Genomic DNA, 19,999 nt, shown 5'->3' with positions numbered 1-19,999 from the left:
AGCTGCGGTTTTTCGTTTTAGCTCTTTTGTCTAGGACTCTTTGCTTTCGCCTAGACCTAGAACTTTAAGTCCGAGACTAAGCAAAAGGATAGAGATGGGAAGAACGAGTATATCCCATCCAATACTGTCGAAGTTGACGAGCACTAACTCCAAAAACTTCACGAATAAAATGATGATGATCACTTCAGCTAAAATGTTTTTTAGGTGACCAATATTCGGTGTCTTAATCCAGTTAAGTACTTTTATTTTTTTGGATTGCTCATCATTTGTAGGTGCTGTGCTTTTATCAGAAATGAATAGAGTGAATACACCGTGAGAAAATATAAAAAGTACAAAGGCGATGAGAAATGTGTCCAACGACTTAATTAAGTATGAAATTGCAATGTCTGTCGTATCTAGATGTGCCAGTGACTCTGGTGGCGTTTGGTTGAGAATGAAAACCGCGAACGCTGAGTAGGTTTTCGCTGCCCCCATGACAAATAGAAGTAGGGAAGCAAGCATAGAACACACGATAGCGATCCAGCTAATATGACGAAATAGGTTGAAGGTTTGTTTCATGATGCTCTCTCTATATTGTGTGCTAGAAGTATACACAGGAGTGCTTGTTGTGATAATGGGGTGTTTTTGTGAATTATTATTACGCTTGAGTAATAATGTTGATGCCGAGTAGATCGACATCAACAAGGTTAGCTTTATCGTTACGCTTTTTTGAAGATAGAGCTTAGTGATAGCACGTTCTGAATACGAGTATGTACTGTTGCCTGTTCTTCTTCAGTACGCTGCTCGCCTTTGGTGTTACCCCATACAGGCCCTGGCCATGCGATGTCGTCTTTGAAGCGTGCAATATGGTGGATGTGCAGTTGAGGTACCATGTTACCCAGTGCACCTAAGTTTAGTTTATCAGGTTGGAATGTCGCTTCTAGTGCTTGGCTTACAGCTTGAGATTCAAGCAAGAACTGTTGTTGTTCTTTCATTGGTAAATGGTGCAGCTCTTTCAGGTTGGCACGTTTCGGTACCAAGATAACCCAAGGCACTGCGCTGTCTTTGCTTAGTAGTGCCAAGCTTAGTGGAAATTCGCCGATAAGCGTGGTGTCTTTTGCTAACTGTGGGTGAAGTTCAAAGCTCATTATTATTATCCATGTCGATTTCTTGAATTTAGTATACGTTAGATAAAACAAAAGGTTGATGCTCTCGCATCAACCTTTGTATTTATTCATCGTAATCCGAGAAGAGGATTACATGCGATCAAGCTACATACGCTCTAGAGTTTCGATACCTAGAAGCGACAGGCCTTGCTTGATTGTCTTCGCTGTTAGTGCAGCAAGTTTCAAGCGGCTCTGTTTAACGGTTTCGTCTTCAGCCACAAGGATAGGGCATGCTTCGTAGAAGCTAGAGAATTGACCAGCAAGTTCGAACAGGTAGCTACACATGATGTGTGGTTGACCTTCACGAGCAACAGACTGTACCGCTTCTTCAAATTGTAGAAGTTTCGCGATAAGTGCTTTCTCTTTCTCTTCAGTGATTTTGATTTCACCTTCAAGAGAGTCCATAGAAATGCCAGCTTTAGCAAAGATTGAAGCTACACGAGTGTACGCGTACTGCATGTACGGTGCTGTGTTGCCCTCAAATGCAAGCATGTTTTCCCAGTCGAACACATAATCAGTTGTACGGTGCTTAGAAAGGTCTGCGTACTTAACTGCTGCCATGGCAACTGTGTTCGCAATGGTTTTCTTCTCGTCTTCTGCTAGCTCAGGGTTTTTAGATTCAATCAGCTGAGTTGCACGTACTTCTGCTTCGTCCAGAAGATCAGCAAGACGTACTGTACCGCCTGCACGAGTTTTAAATGGCTTCCCATCTTTACCTAGCATCATGCCGAATGCGTGGTGCTCAAGAGATACAGATTCAGGAACATAACCCGCTTTACGAACGATAGTCCAAGCTTGCATTAAGTGTTGGTGCTGACGAGAGTCAATGAAATAAAGTACGCGGTCTGCGCCAAGTTCTTCAAAACGGTATTTAGCACATGCAATATCGGTTGTGGTGTATAGGAAGCCACCGTCGCGTTTTTGCACGATAACGCCCATCGGGTCGCCGTCTTTGTTTTTGTATTCGTCTAGGAATACAACTTGTGCGCCGTCAGACTCTTTTGCTAGGCCTTGTGCTTGTAGATCTGAAACGATGTTTGAAAGCATGTGGTTGTACATACTTTCACCCATCACATCATCACGTGTCAGTGATACGTTTAGGCGATCGTAGTTACGTTGGTTTTGAACCATCGTTACGTCAACCAGCTTTTTCCACATTTCAGCGCAGTATGCGTCGCCGCTTTGCAGTTTCACTACGTAGCCACGTGCTTTTAATGCGAATTCTTCGTCTTCGTCGTAAAGCTTTTTAGATTCACGGTAGAACTGTTCAAGATCTGAAAGCTCCATTGAAACTTCGCCAGTCTCAGCTTGGATGCGCTCAAGGTTTGCGATAAGCATACCGAATTGAGTACCCCAGTCACCAATGTGGTTAGCACGGATAACTTTGTGACCTAAGAACTCAAGTGTACGAACAACAGCATCACCGATGATCGTTGAACGTAGGTGACCAACGTGCATTTCTTTTGCAACGTTTGGTGCAGAGTAGTCAGCAACAATTGTTTGTGCTTCAGCTGCTGCAACACCAAGACGAGAGTCAGCCAGTGCAGCGTCTGCTTGTTGTGCTAGGAATGCTTCATCTAGGAAGATGTTTAGGAAACCTGGACCTGCGATTTCAACTTTAGAAGCGATACCGTCTAGGTTTAGAACGTCCAATACTTTTTGAGCAAATTCTCGAGGGTTAGTGCCTAGTCGTTTAGCAACACCCATAACGCCGTTTGCTTGGTAGTCACCAAATTGTGGTTTTGCAGATTGGCGAACAGCCGCAGGAGAGCCTGCAGGTGCGCCAGCGGCTTCTAGAGCCTGAGATACTTTGTCATTAATCAGTGCTTGGATATTCACACGCGTTTCCTTCAATTCAAGGATGAATAAGAGTGGCCGTTATTTCGTGGGCATTAAATTTGGCTAATTATGCGTCTAGTTAACGATTTAATGCTGAAATGAACAACAGACTCTGTTTAAGTTCACAAAAATGGCGGTAATCATACCAATTTTGAGAGCTTTCTTATAGGCCGGATTGATAGAAAATTCACATTTCCTGAGGGGTTTTTGACAAACAACTTTTGAGAAGCTGAGTTTGTCTATTTAGGTTGTTGAGATAGGGAGTCAATTGAGTGTTTTTTGCAAAAGCAACGCTTGTTGCTGAAAGTAAAACTGATACCATGCAGCCATTATTTGGAGAACAAAGACAATGACGATGAGCCTGAAGCAAGCCGAACTAGAACCACAACAAATGATTGCGCGCCTGGATACGTTTATGGCGAAAATTGAGAACCTAGGAAATACATTGGGTTTGAATTTAAGCTTTGCTCAAGCGGATCATATTGCATTAAGAATCAATGAAACTGAGCTTGCGAAATCAGCACATCAAGCATGGTCTGAATACGGCTCTACGATTTCAGAAGCGATGATTAACGGTCGTCCAATTGTTGTGTTGGCTTTCGATGAACCATTGCAAAGTCTTGGTTGGAAGATTGAGTGTTTAGAGCTTCCGTACCCTGCAGAAGGCAAAATTTACCCGTCTCAAGACTGGGAGCACGTTGAGTTCGTGATTCCTTCTCACGCCCAAACGGCCGATGAGTATCTAGCGGATCTTAAAGAAACCTATCCGCAGTTCGCCGTTAAGTTTGAAACCTTGGCTGAGCAAGGCGTTAAGATAAAACTTTCTAGCCCGAAAGGTGAGGGTGAGCGTTTGAATAACCCAACGGTAGCTTTTAAGCATCAAGGGATTTGCATCAAGCTGCATCCACACTCTTTGAAGAAGATTGTGGAATCAGAGCAGGCTTAATTTGACTTGGGTAAGTTCTTAGAAGAGATCCCTGGTCTCGCTTAGGCTCGTCGGAATGACGAAGTACTTGATAGTGTCTGCCAGAGTCTATCTTTAGAGGCTGACTGAGTGTTCGAGGGCGCGTGGACGAGTTCGTCATTTCCGATAGAACCGAAGGAGCGTAATCGGGAATCTCATAAAGAGGCTCCGATGCTCAGATACAAAAAACGCGTAATAGGGTATGCCTATTACGCGTTTTTTATTGGGTTCTAACTGGAAATCGTATTTAAAAAAACAACTTACAGAATCACGGTCTTGTTGCCGTAAACAAACACATGATCATTGATCACCTTGTTTAGTGCTTTACTTAATACGTTCTTCTCTACGTCACGACCGGCTTGCGCCATGTCTTTCGCGCTGAAGTTGTGATCCACAGGGATCACATCTTGCTTAATGATTGGGCCTTCATCCAAATCATTAGTCACAAAGTGCGCCGTTGCCCCAATGATCTTTACGCCGCGCTCATAAGCTTGTTGGTATGGTTTAGCACCAATGAATGCTGGTAAGAAGCTGTGGTGAATGTTGATGATCTTGTGGTTGTACTTCTCAACAAAGCCCGGAGTCAGCACTCGCATGTATTTAGCAAGCACCAGATAGTCCGCCTCATACTGGTCGATCACTTCAAGCATCTTCTTCTCATGTTCTTCACGGTTTAGTCCTTCGTGAGAAACATTATGATAAGGAATATCAAAACGCTCGGTTAAGCTTTGCAGGGTATCGTAGTTGCCAACAACAGCCGCAATTTCTACATCCAAACTGCCATCGAAGTTCTTCATCAGAATATCGCCAAGGCAGTGCGCTTCTTTGGTGACTAAAATCACCACACGTTTGCGAGAAGAACCAATGAGCTTACGTTTTGCATTCTCTGGCAGCGCTTGATCTAAATCGGCAAGCAAGGTTTCGTCATTGAAGTAACCCTCTAGCTCGGTACGCATAAAGAAGTGGCCACTAGTGTTATCAACGAACTCATTGTTGTGAATAATATTGAGTTGGTGCTTGTAACAAATGTTGGTGATCTTTGAGATGAGGCCTGGGGCGTCAGTACAATGTGTTAATAAAGTTTTTCTTTCCATTTGCATCTTACTTCCATGAAATATTTTTATTCTTCAAATTTAATGCAGGCTGTCGAACGGTGAACTGAGCCGCAATATCACCGTTATAATTAATCTATTATCAATTTGGTTTCAACAAAATCTACCGTTCATTTAGGGGATTAATAAATTGAGAGGCTTAATAAATTCAGGTAGAGGTTAGATTTCTGACGGTTTTAATCGACATTCTCGGTCAAGTCCCACTAGAGCGAGCCAACATTTCAGCCATGCATAGGTGATCATTTATGGATAAAGAGTTACTAGCGAAAAAGTTGTATTGTAAGCGTGTAAATTCATTAGTTGGTGATGTTCAGGTGGACGGCAACGTTCTTGATGAAATGTGGGAAAGCAAGGCCTCTCCGACTGATGCTGCTAAAGCCATGCAATCAAGTGACACTGACTTTACTGGTGCGCCTTGGTTATCTCGTTATTTGAATCGAAAGTAGTTAAACAACCCTTTCATTTGTTTTGGGCTAGGTTGATAAGAAGGACTTAGCCTGCCATGTTCTATTCGATAGACACCTCCGGTGCGCAGTCATTTCTGATTCGCACCGGCTCACTAAACCTGCCATAATTCGCCTTCTATTTTTTTAAACCACGTACTCTATGATATCTAAAACGTTTTCTGCTGATGGTGCTCTGGGTAAAGCGATCCCTGGGTTTCAACCACGACAAGCTCAGTTGGACATGGCTGAGGCGGTCTCACAGGCCATTGAGCAACAAAGCCAATTGGTTGTTGAGGCAGGGACGGGTACTGGTAAGACGTTTGCTTACCTAGTGCCAGCGCTGCTAAGTGGCAAGAAAACTATTATCAGTACGGGGTCTAAAAACCTTCAAGAGCAGTTGTTTCATCGTGATTTACCATTAATGGTCGATGCGCTTGGTTTTTATGGTCAGGTTGCTCTGTTGAAAGGCCGTTCAAACTATTTGTGTTTAGACCGCTTGAGCCGCCAGATGATCGAAAGTCATGGCACTCATACCGATCCAACATTGCTAGCTCAGTTGGTGAAAGTACGCAGCTGGTCTTCAGCGACTCAAACTGGTGATTTAGGTGACTGTGATGACATTGCTGAAGATAGCCCGGTTATTCCAACCATTACCTCAACGAACGACAACTGTTTAGGTAAAGAGTGTCCAAGCTACACTGATTGCTTTGTGCTGAAAGCGCGTAAAAAAGCGATGGATTCGGATGTTGTCGTAGTAAACCACCACCTATTCCTCGCAGATTTAGCGATTAAAGAAACAGGGTTTGGTGAGCTTATTCCAGAGGCTGATGTGTTTATTTTCGATGAAGCGCATCAACTCCCAGATATCGCCAGTCAGTATTTCGGCCAATCAGTATCAAGCCGACAAATCCAAGAACTAGCCAAAGATATTGAAATTGCTTACCGCACTGAGGCCAAAGACATGCGTCAGCTGCAAAAGGTTGGCGAGAGGCTAATTCAATCAGCAGCCGATTTACGCATTGTGCTCGGCGACACGGGCTTTCGTGGTAACTGGCGAGAGGCGTTAAAGTCCGAGTCGATTGCGAGAGAGTTGGTTCGTTTACAAGATGCGTTGCAACTGGCCGTCGATGTATTGAAATTAGCATTGGGTCGAAGCCAGTTGTTAGACACGGCCTTCGAGCGCGCAACTATGATTAAGTCGCGTATCGAACGTGTATGTGATGTGTCGATTACCGGTTATTCCTATTGGTATGACACGACGCCACGACAATTTGCTTTGCACATCACGCCTCTTTCGGTTGCCGATAAATTCCACGAACAAATCGAGCTTAAACCGGGTGCTTGGGTGTTTACTTCAGCAACGCTAGCGGTTTCGGATGATTTCGATCACTTCACCTCTCGACTTGGATTAAAGCCGTCGGCACAGTTTTCATTGCCGAGCCCATTTGATTATCCGAATCAGGCGCGTTTGTGTGTGCCTCGTTATCTTCCAGAGCCCAATAGCCCGGGCTTGGCTGACAAGTTGGTCAGAATGCTGGCTCCCGTTATTGAGCAAAATCAAGGCCGTTGTTTCTTCTTGTGTACCTCACACAGCATGATGAAAGAGTTGGGTGAGCGATTCCGTGAAACGCTTACTGTACCCGTTCTATTGCAAGGTGAGACCAGTAAGCAAAAAACCTTAGCGGAATTCATGGAATTAGGTAACGCATTGCTGGTGGCCACGGGGGCATTCTGGGAGGGGATCGATGTTAGGGGCGACGCATTAAGCTGTGTTATCATCGATAAATTGCCCTTTACAGCCCCAGACGACCCGTTACTTAAGGCTCGAATCGAGGACTGTAAGCTAAAAGGGGGTGATCCTTTTGCACAAGTGCAGTTACCAGACGCAGTGATTACTTTGAAACAAGGTGTGGGCCGATTAATACGTGATAAGCGTGATAATGGCGCTTTGATTATTTGCGATAACCGCTTGGTGACCCGTGATTACGGAGGTGTGTTTTTGGCGAGTTTACCGCCCATCCCACGTACCCGTGACTTAGGGATCATTAAAGAATTCTTAGCTAAAGACCATTCAACCGCTGCTGAGTAATTGGCATTGTTGAGTTTAGCCATTATTTTTAGATTAGATAACGAATATTTGAGACACGAATGAGCGCGAAAATTCTTGCAGTAGATACCGCAACTGAAAACTGTTCAGTTGCACTAGTAATGGGTGACCAGGTGTTCGCACGTAGCGAAGAGGCTCCTCGAGACCATACGAAAAAAATTCTACCTATGGTTGATGAAGTACTGAAAGAAGCGAACATCGCTTTAACCGATATCGACGCAATCGCGTTTGGCCAAGGTCCGGGCAGCTTCACTGGAGTACGCATTGGTATTGGTATTGCTCAAGGCTTGGCTTTTGGTGCTGATTTACCGATGATCGGTGTGTCTACATTGGCAGCGATGGCGCAGGGCAGCTACCGTAAATTTGGTGAAATTCACGTAGCAACAGCGATTGATGCTCGCATGAGTGAAGTGTACTGGGCTCGTTACAGCCGTGAACAAGATGGTCGTTGGACTGCAGTTGACGCTGAGTGTGTTATACCACCAAGCGAATTGGCTGCGCAGCTTGAAGCTGATTCTGAGACATGGGCAAAAGTAGGCACCGGCTGGGAAGCGTACGCAGAGCACATGGATACACTAGCGATCAACACCAAAGCGTGTGAGGTTTTGTTCCCAGAAGCGCAAGATATGGCGTTCCTTGCTCAATTTGCTTATGCAGAAGGCAAAGCGGTTGCAGCTGAAGACTCTGAGCCAGTTTATCTGCGTGATAAAGTGACGTGGAAGAAACTGCCAGGTCGTGAGTAAGCGGCTCGTTTGTGAGTAAACTACAATTAAGGCGTGTTGTTTCACGCCTTACTTTGGCTCTGCTGCCTAACTTGTAGAGCTGTGATTATCACCAGATACAAAATCATTAAAATTAGGTACAAAATTCCTTAAGCATGGTTTCAATAAACGGCTTACCTCCTTCTTCGATAGGTAATACATCCAAAACCAATCGAACCAATAAAAAGAATGAGGTAAAAAAAGGCGATACAAAAACCTCAGTTGGTCAGCCAACTAAGGTCGCGAATGCTGTCTCGCATTCCATTCGCCAAGTCAAAGAATCTGAGATTCACAAAGCTCAGGTTCAATATGATCTTCCAGAAGGGCGTGGACGACGTGCGATGGAAGAGTATATGGATGTGATGAATCAAGCTAAAAAAGAGGAACTTGCGAAGCTTATTGGGGTCGATATTTATATCTAGCTTCGTGCTTTTATTTATCCTGTTCTAAGGACCAGCATTATGTTTTCTCTCATTCCTAAATCTCGCTTATTTTTCCTTGTCGCTTTCTCTTCGATGGTGATGGGGTGCTCCTCTTTGCCTGAAGAACTTAATGCAAACTCGGAACAAGTTGTGACTGACTATCAAGAGTGGGTAAACACAGTGCCAGACGCTGGCGATGTTCGTTTAGGTGGCGTGATTGCTAAAGTCACTAATATGCAAGATAAGACTCGTGTTGAAGTGGTTAACTTACCTATCTCAAGTAACGGTAAGCCAGATATTGATGCCGAGCCAAAAGGGCGCTTTGTCGCTTACATTGATGGGTATGTTGAACCTTTAAGTTTTTCTGAAGGCCGTTTAGTGACCTTAGTGGGTAAATCGAATGGCACTGAAGATGGCACCATTGGTGATTATCCTTACACCTTCCCAGTGATGAACGTCTACAATCAACGCTTATGGCAGATCACGGAACGAGTCGTCATCAACGACTTTGCTCCTACTTATTACTCTTGCCGAAGCTTGCATTGTCGTAGTTTTCAGACAATGCCTAAGCACGGACGTGTGATTCAAGACGTGGAATAGTCGGGTTATGTGAACTCGATGAATAGAACAATTTAAGGGCGACAAACTCTCGATGATTGAAAAGTCATATTCCCTTGCGAGCGGGACGCTTGCAACACAACAGATTGGTAACCCAGAAACGACCGCTACGACGGTCGTTTTTATTCATGGGTGGTTAGATAACTCCGCGAGTTTCTCTTCTGTTATCTCGAATCTAGAAGCACTTTTACCAAACTCTCATCTGGTTGCGATAGATCTCTTTGGTCATGGCTTCTCATCGCATAAGTCGGGCAGTTACTATCCGTTTCACGACTATATTGATGATTTGCATCAGTTGGTGACTAAATTATCACCAAACAGACTGGTACTAGTAGGACATTCACTTGGTGCATTGATCGCAAGTTGCTATAGTGCCGCCTTTCCTGAAAAGGTGTCAGGATTAATTCAAATTGAAGGTCACGGACCTCTTTCAGAAGCTCCCCACGAAACAGTCTCTCGCTTGAGGGATGGGGTACTCAGTCGTCTTCGACAGCGAAGAAAGCCTTCACGTCCTCTAGCAAGCCTTGAGGATGCTATTAAGCTGAGAGCTCACGCCAATCAAATCAAAGCAGAACTTATTGCTCCTATTGTTGAACGAGGAATCGTTGAGCTAAGTACTGCTGATCGAGCTGTTGTTGCTCAAGCTGCTTTTGATCAAGCGACTGATGATCAAGGTATTGCCGAGTTCGATAACTCTTGGCAATGGCGATGCGACCCTAACCTAAAATGTGACTCGTTATATCGAATGTCACAAGCGCATGCTGAAGCGATCATGGCGGCTATTGAATGCCCTCAATTAATAGTTTTAGGAAATGATGGATTCCGACATTTGCAGCATAATCGCTACAAATCAGCCCATAGTTCTCTGAATATAGAGACTGTTCCTGGCGGACATCATTGCCATTTAGAGAGCCCAGAGCTAGTTTCAGAGCTAATTCTTGGTGTAGTTAACAAAATTTAAACAAGTGTTTGAGCCTTTTAGTGCTCATGCACTAAAGCTGTGCTGTAATACCGCAATGATAAAAAGCGGCGAAGCAGTCGTCAGCTGATAAACGAGGAGTAACATAGTGGACAAACCTTGGCTTTCACGTTATCCAAGTGACGTACCAGAGACGATCAACCCAGATCAGTACCCATCTCTTATTGAAATGTTCGAACAGTCGGTACAGAAGTACGCAGACCAACCAGCATTCGAGAACATGGGGTCTATCATGACATTCCGTAAGCTTGAAGAGCGCAGTCGTGCTTTTGCTGCTTACTTGCAGAATGATCTAAAACTGAAGAAAGGCGATCGTGTCGCGCTTATGATGCCAAACCTGCTGCAATACCCAATTGCACTCTTTGGTGTGCTGCGTGCAGGTATGATTGCAGTGAACGTCAACCCACTGTATACGCCTCGTGAACTTGAACACCAACTGAATGATTCTGGCGCAAAGGCGATTGTTATCGTTTCTAATTTTGCGAGCACACTAGAGAAAGTTGTTGATAAAACTCCGGTTAAACACGTTGTGCTAACCAGCTTGGGGCAAATGCTGCCACGAGCAAAAGGTACGATTGTCGACTTCGTAGTGAAATACGTAAAAGGCATGGTGCCTAAGTACGATCTACCGGGTGCTATCTCATTCAGAAAAGCGCTGCACAAAGGCCGTCGCCTACAGTACGTGAAGCCATTTATGGCTGGCGATGATATCGCATTCCTACAGTACACTGGAGGTACAACGGGCGTAGCGAAGGGCGCAATCCTAACGCACCGCAATATGATTGCGAACGTACTTCAAGCGAAAGGGGCATATAGCCCGCTACTGCAAGAAGGCCGTGAATTGGTGGTAACGGCATTGCCGCTTTACCATGTGTTCGCCCTTACTGTGAACTGCTTACTGTTTGTTGAGATGGGTGGTCGTAACCTTCTGATTACTAACCCGCGTGACATTCCTGGCTTTATTAAAGAGCTACAAAAGGTTCCGTTTACCGCAATTACTGGCGTAAACACCTTGTTCAATGCGCTAGTGAATAACGAAGATTTCCACGAATTGGACTTCAGTAACATGCGTTTATCTGTTGGCGGCGGTATGGCTGTTCAACGCGCTGTTGCTGAGCAATGGAAGAAAGCGACAGGTGTTCACCTACTTGAAGGCTATGGTTTAACCGAATGTGCTCCTTTGGTAACGGGTAACCCATACGATCTGAAAGATTACACAGGTGCAATCGGTCTACCAGTTCCATCAACAGAAGTTCGTATTGTTGATGATGAAGGTAAAGTGGTTGGTAATGACCAAGTCGGTGAATTGCAGGTTCGTGGTCCTCAAGTGATGCAAGGCTACTGGCAACGTCCAGAAGCGACCAAAGAAGTGATCGACCAAGATGGTTGGTTATCGACTGGTGATATCGTTAAGTTTGATGACGAAGGCTTGTTGTACATCGTAGACCGTAAGAAAGACATGATTCTTGTGTCTGGCTTTAACGTTTACCCGAACGAGATCGAAGATGTAGTGGCTCTGCATGGCAAAGTGTTAGAAGTGGCGGCTATCGGCCAACCTCATGAAGTGTCTGGTGAGTTAGTTAAGATTTACGTTGTGAAACGTGACCCTAGCCTAACCAAAGAAGACATTATCGCGCACTGTCGTGAACACTTAACTGGCTACAAGATCCCTAAATTGATTGAGTTCCGTGAGGAACTACCAAAAACCAATGTAGGTAAAATCTTGCGCCGAGTGCTTCGTGAAGAAAACGACGCAGAGCTTGCCAAACGCGCAAGTGAGTAATGCTCGGGTTTGCGAGAAATTAGCACCCGAAACCATTCAGGCGCTTAATCTAAGCGAGCGCTGAAAAATGGTGTTAGAATGCCGACAGTTAATGTCGGCATTTTTGTATCCGGCGATCAAAGTAAAATCAGTGAGAGTTTTTGTGGATTATCAAATCATTACCCAAGTAAAAGACCTTGAGCGAGTTTGCCAACAAGCACGTGAAGCCGATGTTGTTATGCTTGATACAGAGTTCGTTCGTACAAGAACCTATTACCCTCAATTAGGCTTAATTCAGTTATTTGATGGTGAAACGCTGTCACTGATTGATCCTATTGCTCTTGATGAAATGACACCTTTTGTTGGGTTGTTAAAAGACACTTCAGTACTGAAAGTGTTGCATGCGTGTGGCGAAGATCTGGAAGTTTTCCAGAATGCATTTGGTTGTACGCCAACACCAATGGTTGACACGCAGATCATGGCAGCCTTCTTAGGTCATGGTCTTTCAACTGGCTTTGCAGCGTTGGTTTCTGAGTTTGTAGGTGTTGACCTCGATAAGAGTGAATCTCGTACTGACTGGCTAGCTCGTCCGCTTTCTCAAAAGCAACTCGACTACGCAGCAGCAGACGTTCACTACTTGATGCCAATGTACAACAAGCTTCTAGAAAAAGTGATGGAAGCTGGCTGGTGGGAAGCGGCTCAGCAAGAGTCTGATTTACAAGTGGCTAAGCGCATCCGTAAAGCAAACCCAGACAACGCTTACCTTGATATTAAAGGCGCGTGGCAGCTTAAGCCTCAGCAGCTAGCTATTTTAAGACCGTTAGCTACTTGGCGTTTAAAAGAAGCGATTAAGCGTGATTTAGCGCTGAACTTTGTCTTTAAAGAGCAAGACTTATGGGCTGTAGCTCGATTTGCAATGAAAGACCCTAAGCATATGGAGCAGGAAGGGTTTGATTACCGCTCTGTACGTCGCCATGGTGCGAAGATCAGCTCAATTGTAAAGTTAGCTGAACATACGCCAGAAGAAGAATACCCGGCGCCAGTAGAACGTCTAATGGACTACCCAGGTTACAAGCAACTATTCAAAGTGTTGAAAGATGAAGTGAAAACAGCATCGCAACACAGTGGTTTAGCAACTGAGTTTTTGGCGTCGAAGAAGCAACTTAACCAAGTGTTAAGCTGGATTTGGAAGTATGATCGTAACCCAGAGAAGCTACCTGATGTAATGCAAGGTTGGCGTCTAGACGTGGTTGGCGAGAAGCTTAATAAAGCGATAAAAGATAAGTAGAATTACTCTACTCCATGATGATATATCAAATAGGGTAAGCTCATTCGGGCTTACCCTATTTTTTCATTGATTAGCTGTCTTGGTCTGTGGTCTGCTTGTCTTGCTCTTGGGTGTCTGCCAATTGCTTTTCTAATTCGCGAATTCGGATTTCAGCTTCTAACTCCGCTACTCTTTTTTCTGCGTCGCTGCGATTGTCTTGAGACATTCCATCAGCCAGTACTTGAGTGTTCTCACTTTGGCGGGAGTCATCTAAGTCTTTCATTGAACCAGCTACACCACCGGTAACTCCGCCTATAGCTGCGCCTTGTGCAGCAAGCTTTGCATCGCCAGTTAGCGCGCCAAGTGTTGCTCCTACTAAAGCGCCACCAACAGCACCTCTGTTTCTAGCAGCATTCTCATTTTCAGCGTCCAGTGCAGGTGAGCTACATCCTGTGATAAAAAGCGCCACTGAGATGAGCATGGCTTTGAGTTTATTGTTAAGGAGTGACATAAATTAATTCCTATCTGGACTGTGAGTACAGGAAGAGAATACAAATGAAACATTGATGAGAGAAATGATTGTTGTTTATATGCCCGATAACCGAGGGTTATCAATTCAGCGAAGAGGGAGCTGTAAGAGGTAGGAGGTAAAGCTCACGGCTATTCGATAGTTGAGTAGCCGTGAATCAATCACTGGTAGTCGGTGAGGTCGGTGTTACTTGTCTTCTTCTGGAAGCTTAACGTTCAGCTCTAATACGGAGATGTCGTCATCTTTGTGTTCGAAAGTCAGATCAACCATTGATGGATCGACTTCCACATACTTCGCAATACACTTCAAGATGTCTTCTTTCAGTTGCGGCAAGTATGACGGTGCAGGGTCGTCATGGCTGCGTCGCTCAGCAACAATGATCTGCAAACGCTCTTTGGCTAGGTTTGCGGTTGTCTTTTTTTGTGGTCTGAAAAACTCTAGTAATGACATTGCGTATTAGCCCCCGAACAGTCTTTTGAAGATGCCTTTCTTCTGTTCCGTTAAGAAACGGAAGTCCACTTGGCTACCCAGTAGTCGCTCTACAGTATCATTGTAAGCCATACCTGCGTCGGTTGCTTCGTCAAAGATAACGGGAACCCCCTTGTTTGAGGCATTCAGTACTGCTTGGCTCTCTGGAATTACACCCAGCAGAGAGATGTGTAGAATTTCTTCAACGTCTTCAACACTTAGCATCTCACCTTGAGTTACACGTGCTGGGTTGTAGCGAGTCAGTAGAAGGTGCGTTTTCACTGGCTCTAATCCGTCTTCTGAACGACGAGATTTAGAGTCAAGAATACCTAGAATACGGTCTGAATCGCGTACAGAAGAGACTTCAGGGTTGGTGGTTACAATCGCTTCATCAGCAAAGTAAAGCGCCATTAGAGCACCTTGTTCGATACCCGCAGGAGAATCACAGATGATGAAATCAAAGCCCATTTCATCCAATTCATCGAACACACGACGAACGCCATCTTTTGTTAGTGCGTCTTTATCACGAGTTTGAGAAGCAGGAAGAATGAACAGGTTCTCTGTACGCTTGTCTTTGATCATCGCTTGGTTCAGGGTCGCTTCACCATTGATAACATTAACGAAGTCGTACACAACACGACGCTCACAACCCATGATTAAATCTAGGTTACGCAGACCAATATCAAAGTCGATAACTGCGGTTTTCTTCCCTTTTAAAGCCAGACCCGAGGCAATAGCTGCACTGGAGGTCGTTTTGCCTACCCCGCCTTTACCCGACGTTACAACGATAATGCGTGCCATTCTGTTTTCCTTTTATTTCTCTTATATTGCGAGGACATCAACGTGTAATACATCGTTTGCCATACTGAACATGGTTTTCTTCTGCCAGTACTCGCTTTCAATTTGATCGCTGAGCCAGTAATTTCCTGCAATGGAAACCAGCTCGGCTTGTAAATCATTACAAATTATTTTTGCTTCAGTTTGACCACTTGCGCCTGCAATCGCACGGCCACGTAAAGTACCATGAATATGGATACTGCCGTCGGCAATTACTTCTGCGCCAGCGCTCACATGACTGAGGATCAATAGATCGCCATCTTTCGCATACACCTGCTGACCAGAACGTATCGGGGTTCTCACCACTTTTATCGGAGCCATCTTCGCCGGTGCTTGAGAAGGAGATTTGCTCGCTGTCATGACGGCAAAACCTGCATCTCTGGCTAAATTTTGCATGCGCTTATCTGCGCAACCAGCCACACCAACCGGGATCATACCCGCTTGAGATATGCCATTTTTGAGCTGGACGAAATCAATATCGCCAGCGACTTTACTTATGTTGATAACAACAGGCGCTGCGGCAAAAAAAGTAGGTGCTTGGTCTACCTTCTCTTGGAGAAAAGACACTGCATTTTCGACTTGATCATCGGATAAGTGCAAAACAGATAGCGTGAAACTGCTACCTTTTAGATCTGGGTTACTAGACATCGAAAAACTACAGGACCTCAATTGCGGATAGGTACAATTTCTTTCATCTTAAAGATAAAGGGCATTGCCTGAAACTAGGTTTATCATGTTATATTCCCAAACCAAGCACAGCAAGTAATCTTGTTGTCAAATAAACGTTTTGTCCCCAATATTTCATCAACATAAACTATTGAACTCACAAGTGAGAGTTTTGTAGCCATAAACATTTAAAAAAGGTCTGTCATGCTGTGTTCTATATATAAAAGCTCAAAAAAAGAAGGGACATACCTTTATATCCCGAAAAAGGATGATTTCTCACAAGTCCCTGACGCACTGATGCAAATGTTTGGTAAACCTAGCTTTGTAATGGTAATTAAAATGGAAGGCCGCACGCTTGCCCAAGTCAGCATCGAAAAAGTGAAAGAGTCACTAAAAAACGATGGTTTCTTTTTGCAGGTTCCGCCTCCGCCGGTTAACGAACTTGAACTGCATAAAGAGCGTAAAGCTCAGCAGAATGTTCAAGACGAAGAGTGATAGCCACCTAATTCAAGGAGGAATGATCGTTGAGTAAATTTTCTAAAACCATATTAGCCGTGTCAGCATTGCTATTGGGTAATAGCCTGACTATCGGTTCAGTACAGGCTGAAGAGCTTAGCTTTGAACAATATGTAGAAAAGCTAAAGCAGCAAGGCCGTGAGCAAGGCATTTCTGAAGCGATCATTGAAGAAGCCTTTGATGGTGTGACGTTTAAGCCGAGAGCTGTCAAAGCAGATAAGAACCAACCTGAGAAGAAACTGACTCTGGATGAATACATTCCACGTGCGGTTCCAGATTGGAAAGTTAAACAGGCAAGATCGCTCTATAAGAAACACTACACAGCGTTAAAGCGTATTGGTGACGAGTACGGTGTTCAACCAAGGTTCATTGTCGCTCTATGGGGCGTAGAAAGTAATTTTGGTAAATTCACGGGTAATTACAGTGTTATCGACGCTTTGACCACAATGGCTTACGAAGGACGCAGAGAAGCGTTGTTCCGCAGCGAAGCGATGGCAGCGTTAACGATTCTTGATCAAGGCCATATTGCACCCAAAGAGATGAAAGGCTCTTGGGCTGGCGCGATGGGGCAGCCTCAGTTTATGCCAAGTTCATTCTTAGCTTATGCCGCTGACGGTAACGGTGATGGTAAGAAAGATATTTGGGGCACTGAAGAAGATGTATTTGCTTCGGCGGCTAATTATCTCAGCCAATCAGGTTGGGATGACAAATATACGTGGGGTCGTCAGGTTCATGTTCCGGCAACCGTGTCTATCGAGATGCAAGGCCGAGGTGAAGATAAAGCGAAATACTTAAAAGAGTGGTCTGAACTCGGTATTAAGCGCTTTGACGATCGCCCATTACCAACGCTTGATGAAGATATTAAAGCTTGGCTAATTATGCCAGACGATGAAACAGGTCGTTCGTACCTCATTTACAGCAACTACAATGTGTTAATGAAGTGGAATCGTTCTTACTACTTTGCGTTGGCGGTCAGCCACTTAGCAGACAGAATTAAGTTTGATTAATCGACCTAGTCGCTTTGAATAGCATTTGGCCTACCATAGGCAGAACGAACTAAAGGACTCTTCGGAGTCCTTTTTCTTTTATATTTCAGAGATTTTAAAAGGTGGTCTTGTGCTAACAGATAGAGCCGCACAGATGGTGATATTCCATGCGTTAATCAAGCATGAAGGCTTTACCAGTGCAGCAAAAAGTTTGAATGTGTCGGTGTCTCACATCAGTAAGCAAGTTGCTTTGCTCGAAGACTCGATAGGTATCAAGCTGGTGCAAAGAACCACACGCAGCCTGACACTAACCGAAGCAGGGGAAGTGTTCTATCAGCACTGTGAGCAGCTGTTCAACACGGTGAAAGCGGCTCAAATGGATATGGACAGCCAACGAGATGATATCTCTGGGATATTGCGAGTGGGCTTGTCACAGTCATTTGGCACGCTGCATATCATTCCTGCGATTGATCAGCTTAGACAGCTGTATCCTCAATTGAGAATCGAGGTTCACTTGTTCGACTACAAAGTGGATATGATTGAAGAGCGACTGGATCTCTGGATCACCAATAATGAAGATTTGCCTGAAGGTTATATTGCGCAGCGCTTAGCTGATAGTCAGTTTGTGGTGGCGGCATCCCCGGATTATCTGATTAAGGCAGGGACTCCTCATGTGCCATCTGATCTGATTGACCATAACTGCCTTATCTATCGTAGTCGTGAACGGGACTACACATCGTGGGCATTTGATAACGGCCAAGAAAACCTCAGTGTTAAAGTGGCAGGCGATTATTCGGTGGATTTAGCTGAAGCGGTACGAGACGCGGCTGTGTCAGGGTGGGGCGTTGCTTATCTGGCGACTTACTTAGTCAAAGAAGAGTTTAGGACAGGCAAGCTCATCCAAGTGCTTCCTGAATGGCGAGCGAGCCAGTTGATGCCATTTTACGCTGTATATCCGAGTAGAAAGAACATGCCGAAGAAGCTTTCTGCAGTGATTGAGTTCATTAAAGATCATATCGGTTCGCCGACTTATTGGGATGAAAACCTCAAAACCTGCGTCGAGCTGCATCGTTAACTGTTTCCTAATCTATAAATATAATTTCCATATGGAAAAAGTATGCTTTTTGAGCAAGTTAAATCATTAAAATTCAATGCTTTAATATAATCATAGGTGAGGCAGTGATAATCCCAACATCACATTAACAACCGCACCTTGCCGCAAACGATTTCCTCTATACAATGCGTCGCCTTTCCTACCTACAACTTTTAGGTTGACGCATATGGCTTCCCTACTTGGAATTATCACTATTTTAGTAGCCGCTTGGTTACTATCTACGGACAGAAAAAATATCCCGCTAAGAACCGTCTCTTTGGCTTTCTTGCTGCAAATCTCATTCGCGCTATTGGTTCTTTATGTGCCAATGGGTAAAGAAGCGCTGAATGCAGCTACTGGTGCGGTGTCTAGCTTGATCAACTACGGTCAAGAGGGGATTAACTTCCTATTTGGTGGCCTCACGAATAACGGATTTGTCTTCGCTATTAACGTTCTTGGCATCATTATCTTTTTCTCTGCATTGATTTCAGGTTTGTACCACATCGGCTTTATGCCAAAGGTGATCAACCTTATCGGCGGTGCTTTGCAAAAGTTCTTAGGTACAGGTCGTGCGGAATCACTGTCTGCAACCGCGAACATCTTTGTTGGTATGATCGAAGCGCCATTGGTGGTTAAGCCTTACTTGAAGCACATGACGGATTCACAACTGTTTGCCGTAATGGTGTGTGGCTTAGCGTCTGTGGCTGGCGGTACGCTGGTGGGTTATGCATCGCTTGGTGTTGATTTGAACTACCTGATCGCTGCGGCATTCATGTCTGCTCCTGCTGGTCTATTGATGGCCAAGATTTTGGTACCAGGTAACGCAGATGAGGCTCAAGAAAATATTGAGTCTGATGTTGAAATTCCACGAGCAACAAACGTAGTCGAGGCAATGGCAGATGGGGCTATGTCTGGACTGCGTATTGCCGTTGCTGTGGGTGCGACACTTCTGGCCTTTATCAGTGTGATTGCCATGCTGAATGGCTTGTTAGGTATTGTTGGTGGTTGGTTTGGCGTAAACCTAAGCTTCGAACTTATCCTAGGTTATGTGTTCGCACCCGTTGCATGGCTGATCGGTGTGCCATGGTCTGAGGCTGTTGTTGCAGGCTCGCTGATCGGTAACAAGATCGTTGTGAACGAGTTTGTGGCTTTTATCCAGTTAATGGACGTAAAAGACGCACTGAGTGAGCACTCAAAAGCGATCGTTACTTTTGCACTATGTGGTTTTGCCAACATCTCTACAATGGCCATTCTGATTGGTGGTCTGGGTAGCTTAGTTCCAGAGCGTCGTTCTTTCATCTCACAATACGGCTTTAAAGCGATTTGTGCGGGTGTACTTGCCAACTTAATGAGCGCAGCGATTGCTGGCGTGGTGCTTTCTCTTTAAGCCCCTCCTCGTTAATTGATAAGTGTTTTCTAGCTGGGTTCTAAGTACCCAGTTAGATCTTTAATACTGTGCTGCCCATTAGTAAAGTGACTGAT

21 protein-coding genes are annotated in these 19,999 nt (G+C 44.7%); 13 read left to right on the top strand and 8 right to left on the bottom strand.

Annotated elements, in window-relative coordinates:
- Window positions 1-30: 30 nt before the first annotated feature.
- The 3 genes from IHV80_RS11690 to argS all read right to left on the bottom strand — a co-directional run bounded on the left by IHV80_RS11690 (window position 31) and on the right by argS (window position 2,984).
- The gene (locus tag IHV80_RS11690; RefSeq protein WP_192889151.1) at window positions 31-558 is read right to left on the bottom strand and encodes a YqhA family protein; all 528 of its coding nucleotides are present in this window, start codon (window positions 556-558) and stop codon (window positions 31-33) included.
- A 140-nt stretch (window positions 559-698) separates the two neighbouring features.
- A complete protein-coding gene (locus IHV80_RS11685) occupies window positions 699-1,127 on the bottom strand; it encodes an HIT family protein (RefSeq protein ID WP_192889150.1) in 429 nt (142 codons plus the stop codon).
- A gap of 123 nt (window positions 1,128-1,250) precedes the next feature.
- Entirely contained in the window at window positions 1,251-2,984 is a 1,734-nt protein-coding gene (gene argS / locus IHV80_RS11680; RefSeq protein WP_192889149.1) for an arginine--tRNA ligase, read from the bottom strand.
- Window positions 2,985-3,333: 349 nt separating this feature from the next.
- Here argS and IHV80_RS11675 point away from each other — a divergent pair, with 349 nt between their 5' ends.
- Complete coding sequence (locus IHV80_RS11675; RefSeq protein ID WP_192889148.1) at window positions 3,334-3,930, top strand: VOC family protein; 597 nt, start codon at window positions 3,334-3,336, stop codon at window positions 3,928-3,930.
- 278 nt (window positions 3,931-4,208) lie between these two features.
- Here IHV80_RS11675 and purU read toward each other — a convergent pair whose 3' ends face one another.
- Window positions 4,209-5,042, bottom strand: a complete 834-nt coding sequence (purU, locus tag IHV80_RS11670) for a formyltetrahydrofolate deformylase (RefSeq protein ID WP_192890766.1) — start codon at window positions 5,040-5,042, stop codon at window positions 4,209-4,211.
- A gap of 263 nt (window positions 5,043-5,305) precedes the next feature.
- Here purU and IHV80_RS11665 point away from each other — a divergent pair, with 263 nt between their 5' ends.
- The 8 genes from IHV80_RS11665 (at window position 5,306) to rnd (ending at window position 13,443) form a co-directional block, all read left to right on the top strand.
- Window positions 5,306-5,506, top strand: a complete 201-nt coding sequence (locus IHV80_RS11665; protein ID WP_017079481.1) for a hypothetical protein — start codon at window positions 5,306-5,308, stop codon at window positions 5,504-5,506.
- A 160-nt stretch (window positions 5,507-5,666) separates the two neighbouring features.
- On the top strand, window positions 5,667-7,595 hold the full coding sequence (locus tag IHV80_RS11660) for an ATP-dependent DNA helicase (protein WP_099165320.1): 1,929 nt from the start codon (window positions 5,667-5,669) through the stop codon (window positions 7,593-7,595).
- 59 nt (window positions 7,596-7,654) lie between these two features.
- A complete protein-coding gene (gene tsaB, locus IHV80_RS11655) occupies window positions 7,655-8,356 on the top strand; it encodes a tRNA (adenosine(37)-N6)-threonylcarbamoyltransferase complex dimerization subunit type 1 TsaB (RefSeq protein WP_192889147.1) in 702 nt (233 codons plus the stop codon).
- A gap of 134 nt (window positions 8,357-8,490) precedes the next feature.
- On the top strand, window positions 8,491-8,796 hold the full coding sequence (locus IHV80_RS11650; RefSeq protein ID WP_192889146.1) for a chromosome partitioning protein ParA: 306 nt from the start codon (window positions 8,491-8,493) through the stop codon (window positions 8,794-8,796).
- A 39-nt stretch (window positions 8,797-8,835) separates the two neighbouring features.
- A complete protein-coding gene (locus IHV80_RS11645; protein ID WP_192889145.1) occupies window positions 8,836-9,396 on the top strand; it encodes a Slp family lipoprotein in 561 nt (186 codons plus the stop codon).
- 52 nt (window positions 9,397-9,448) lie between these two features.
- Entirely contained in the window at window positions 9,449-10,375 is a 927-nt protein-coding gene (locus tag IHV80_RS11640; RefSeq protein ID WP_192889144.1) for an alpha/beta hydrolase, read from the top strand.
- 106 nt (window positions 10,376-10,481) lie between these two features.
- Complete coding sequence (fadD, locus tag IHV80_RS11635; RefSeq protein ID WP_192889143.1) at window positions 10,482-12,176, top strand: long-chain-fatty-acid--CoA ligase FadD; 1,695 nt, start codon at window positions 10,482-10,484, stop codon at window positions 12,174-12,176.
- 142 nt (window positions 12,177-12,318) lie between these two features.
- Window positions 12,319-13,443, top strand: a complete 1,125-nt coding sequence (gene rnd / locus IHV80_RS11630) for a ribonuclease D (RefSeq protein ID WP_192889142.1) — start codon at window positions 12,319-12,321, stop codon at window positions 13,441-13,443.
- 70 nt (window positions 13,444-13,513) lie between these two features.
- Here the strand turns inward: rnd and IHV80_RS11625 are convergent, their stop codons facing one another.
- The 4 genes from IHV80_RS11625 to minC all read right to left on the bottom strand — a co-directional run bounded on the left by IHV80_RS11625 (window position 13,514) and on the right by minC (window position 15,904).
- The gene (locus tag IHV80_RS11625; protein WP_192889141.1) at window positions 13,514-13,933 is read right to left on the bottom strand and encodes a glycine zipper domain-containing protein; all 420 of its coding nucleotides are present in this window, start codon (window positions 13,931-13,933) and stop codon (window positions 13,514-13,516) included.
- Window positions 13,934-14,137: 204 nt separating this feature from the next.
- Window positions 14,138-14,401, bottom strand: a complete 264-nt coding sequence (minE, locus tag IHV80_RS11620; protein ID WP_060982233.1) for a cell division topological specificity factor MinE — start codon at window positions 14,399-14,401, stop codon at window positions 14,138-14,140.
- Between the two features lie 6 nt (window positions 14,402-14,407).
- Window positions 14,408-15,220: a septum site-determining protein MinD gene (gene minD, locus IHV80_RS11615; RefSeq protein ID WP_009848498.1), complete on the bottom strand. Its 813-nt coding sequence runs from the start codon at window positions 15,218-15,220 to the stop codon at window positions 14,408-14,410.
- A 21-nt stretch (window positions 15,221-15,241) separates the two neighbouring features.
- Complete coding sequence (minC, locus tag IHV80_RS11610) at window positions 15,242-15,904, bottom strand: septum site-determining protein MinC (protein WP_192889140.1); 663 nt, start codon at window positions 15,902-15,904, stop codon at window positions 15,242-15,244.
- A gap of 222 nt (window positions 15,905-16,126) precedes the next feature.
- Here minC and IHV80_RS11605 point away from each other — a divergent pair, with 222 nt between their 5' ends.
- The 4 genes from IHV80_RS11605 (at window position 16,127) to IHV80_RS11590 (ending at window position 19,904) form a co-directional block, all read left to right on the top strand.
- On the top strand, window positions 16,127-16,417 hold the full coding sequence (locus tag IHV80_RS11605) for a YcgL domain-containing protein (RefSeq protein ID WP_017110315.1): 291 nt from the start codon (window positions 16,127-16,129) through the stop codon (window positions 16,415-16,417).
- Window positions 16,418-16,446: 29 nt separating this feature from the next.
- Complete coding sequence (locus IHV80_RS11600; RefSeq protein WP_192889139.1) at window positions 16,447-17,445, top strand: lytic murein transglycosylase; 999 nt, start codon at window positions 16,447-16,449, stop codon at window positions 17,443-17,445.
- Window positions 17,446-17,578: 133 nt separating this feature from the next.
- Complete coding sequence (locus tag IHV80_RS11595) at window positions 17,579-18,499, top strand: LysR family transcriptional regulator (protein WP_016789605.1); 921 nt, start codon at window positions 17,579-17,581, stop codon at window positions 18,497-18,499.
- A 205-nt stretch (window positions 18,500-18,704) separates the two neighbouring features.
- Window positions 18,705-19,904 carry a NupC/NupG family nucleoside CNT transporter gene (locus IHV80_RS11590; RefSeq protein ID WP_017110312.1) on the top strand — a complete coding sequence of 400 codons (1,200 nt, stop codon included), beginning with the start codon at window positions 18,705-18,707 and terminating at the stop codon, window positions 19,902-19,904.
- The last annotated feature ends 95 nt before the right edge of the window (window positions 19,905-19,999 follow it).

Source organism: Vibrio bathopelagicus, from assembly GCF_014879975.1.
In the GTDB taxonomy this organism is placed as follows: Bacteria; Pseudomonadota; Gammaproteobacteria; order Enterobacterales; family Vibrionaceae; genus Vibrio; species Vibrio bathopelagicus.
The sequence above is the reverse complement of the archived record's forward strand: the minus strand, read 5'-3'. Positions and strand labels throughout refer to the sequence as shown.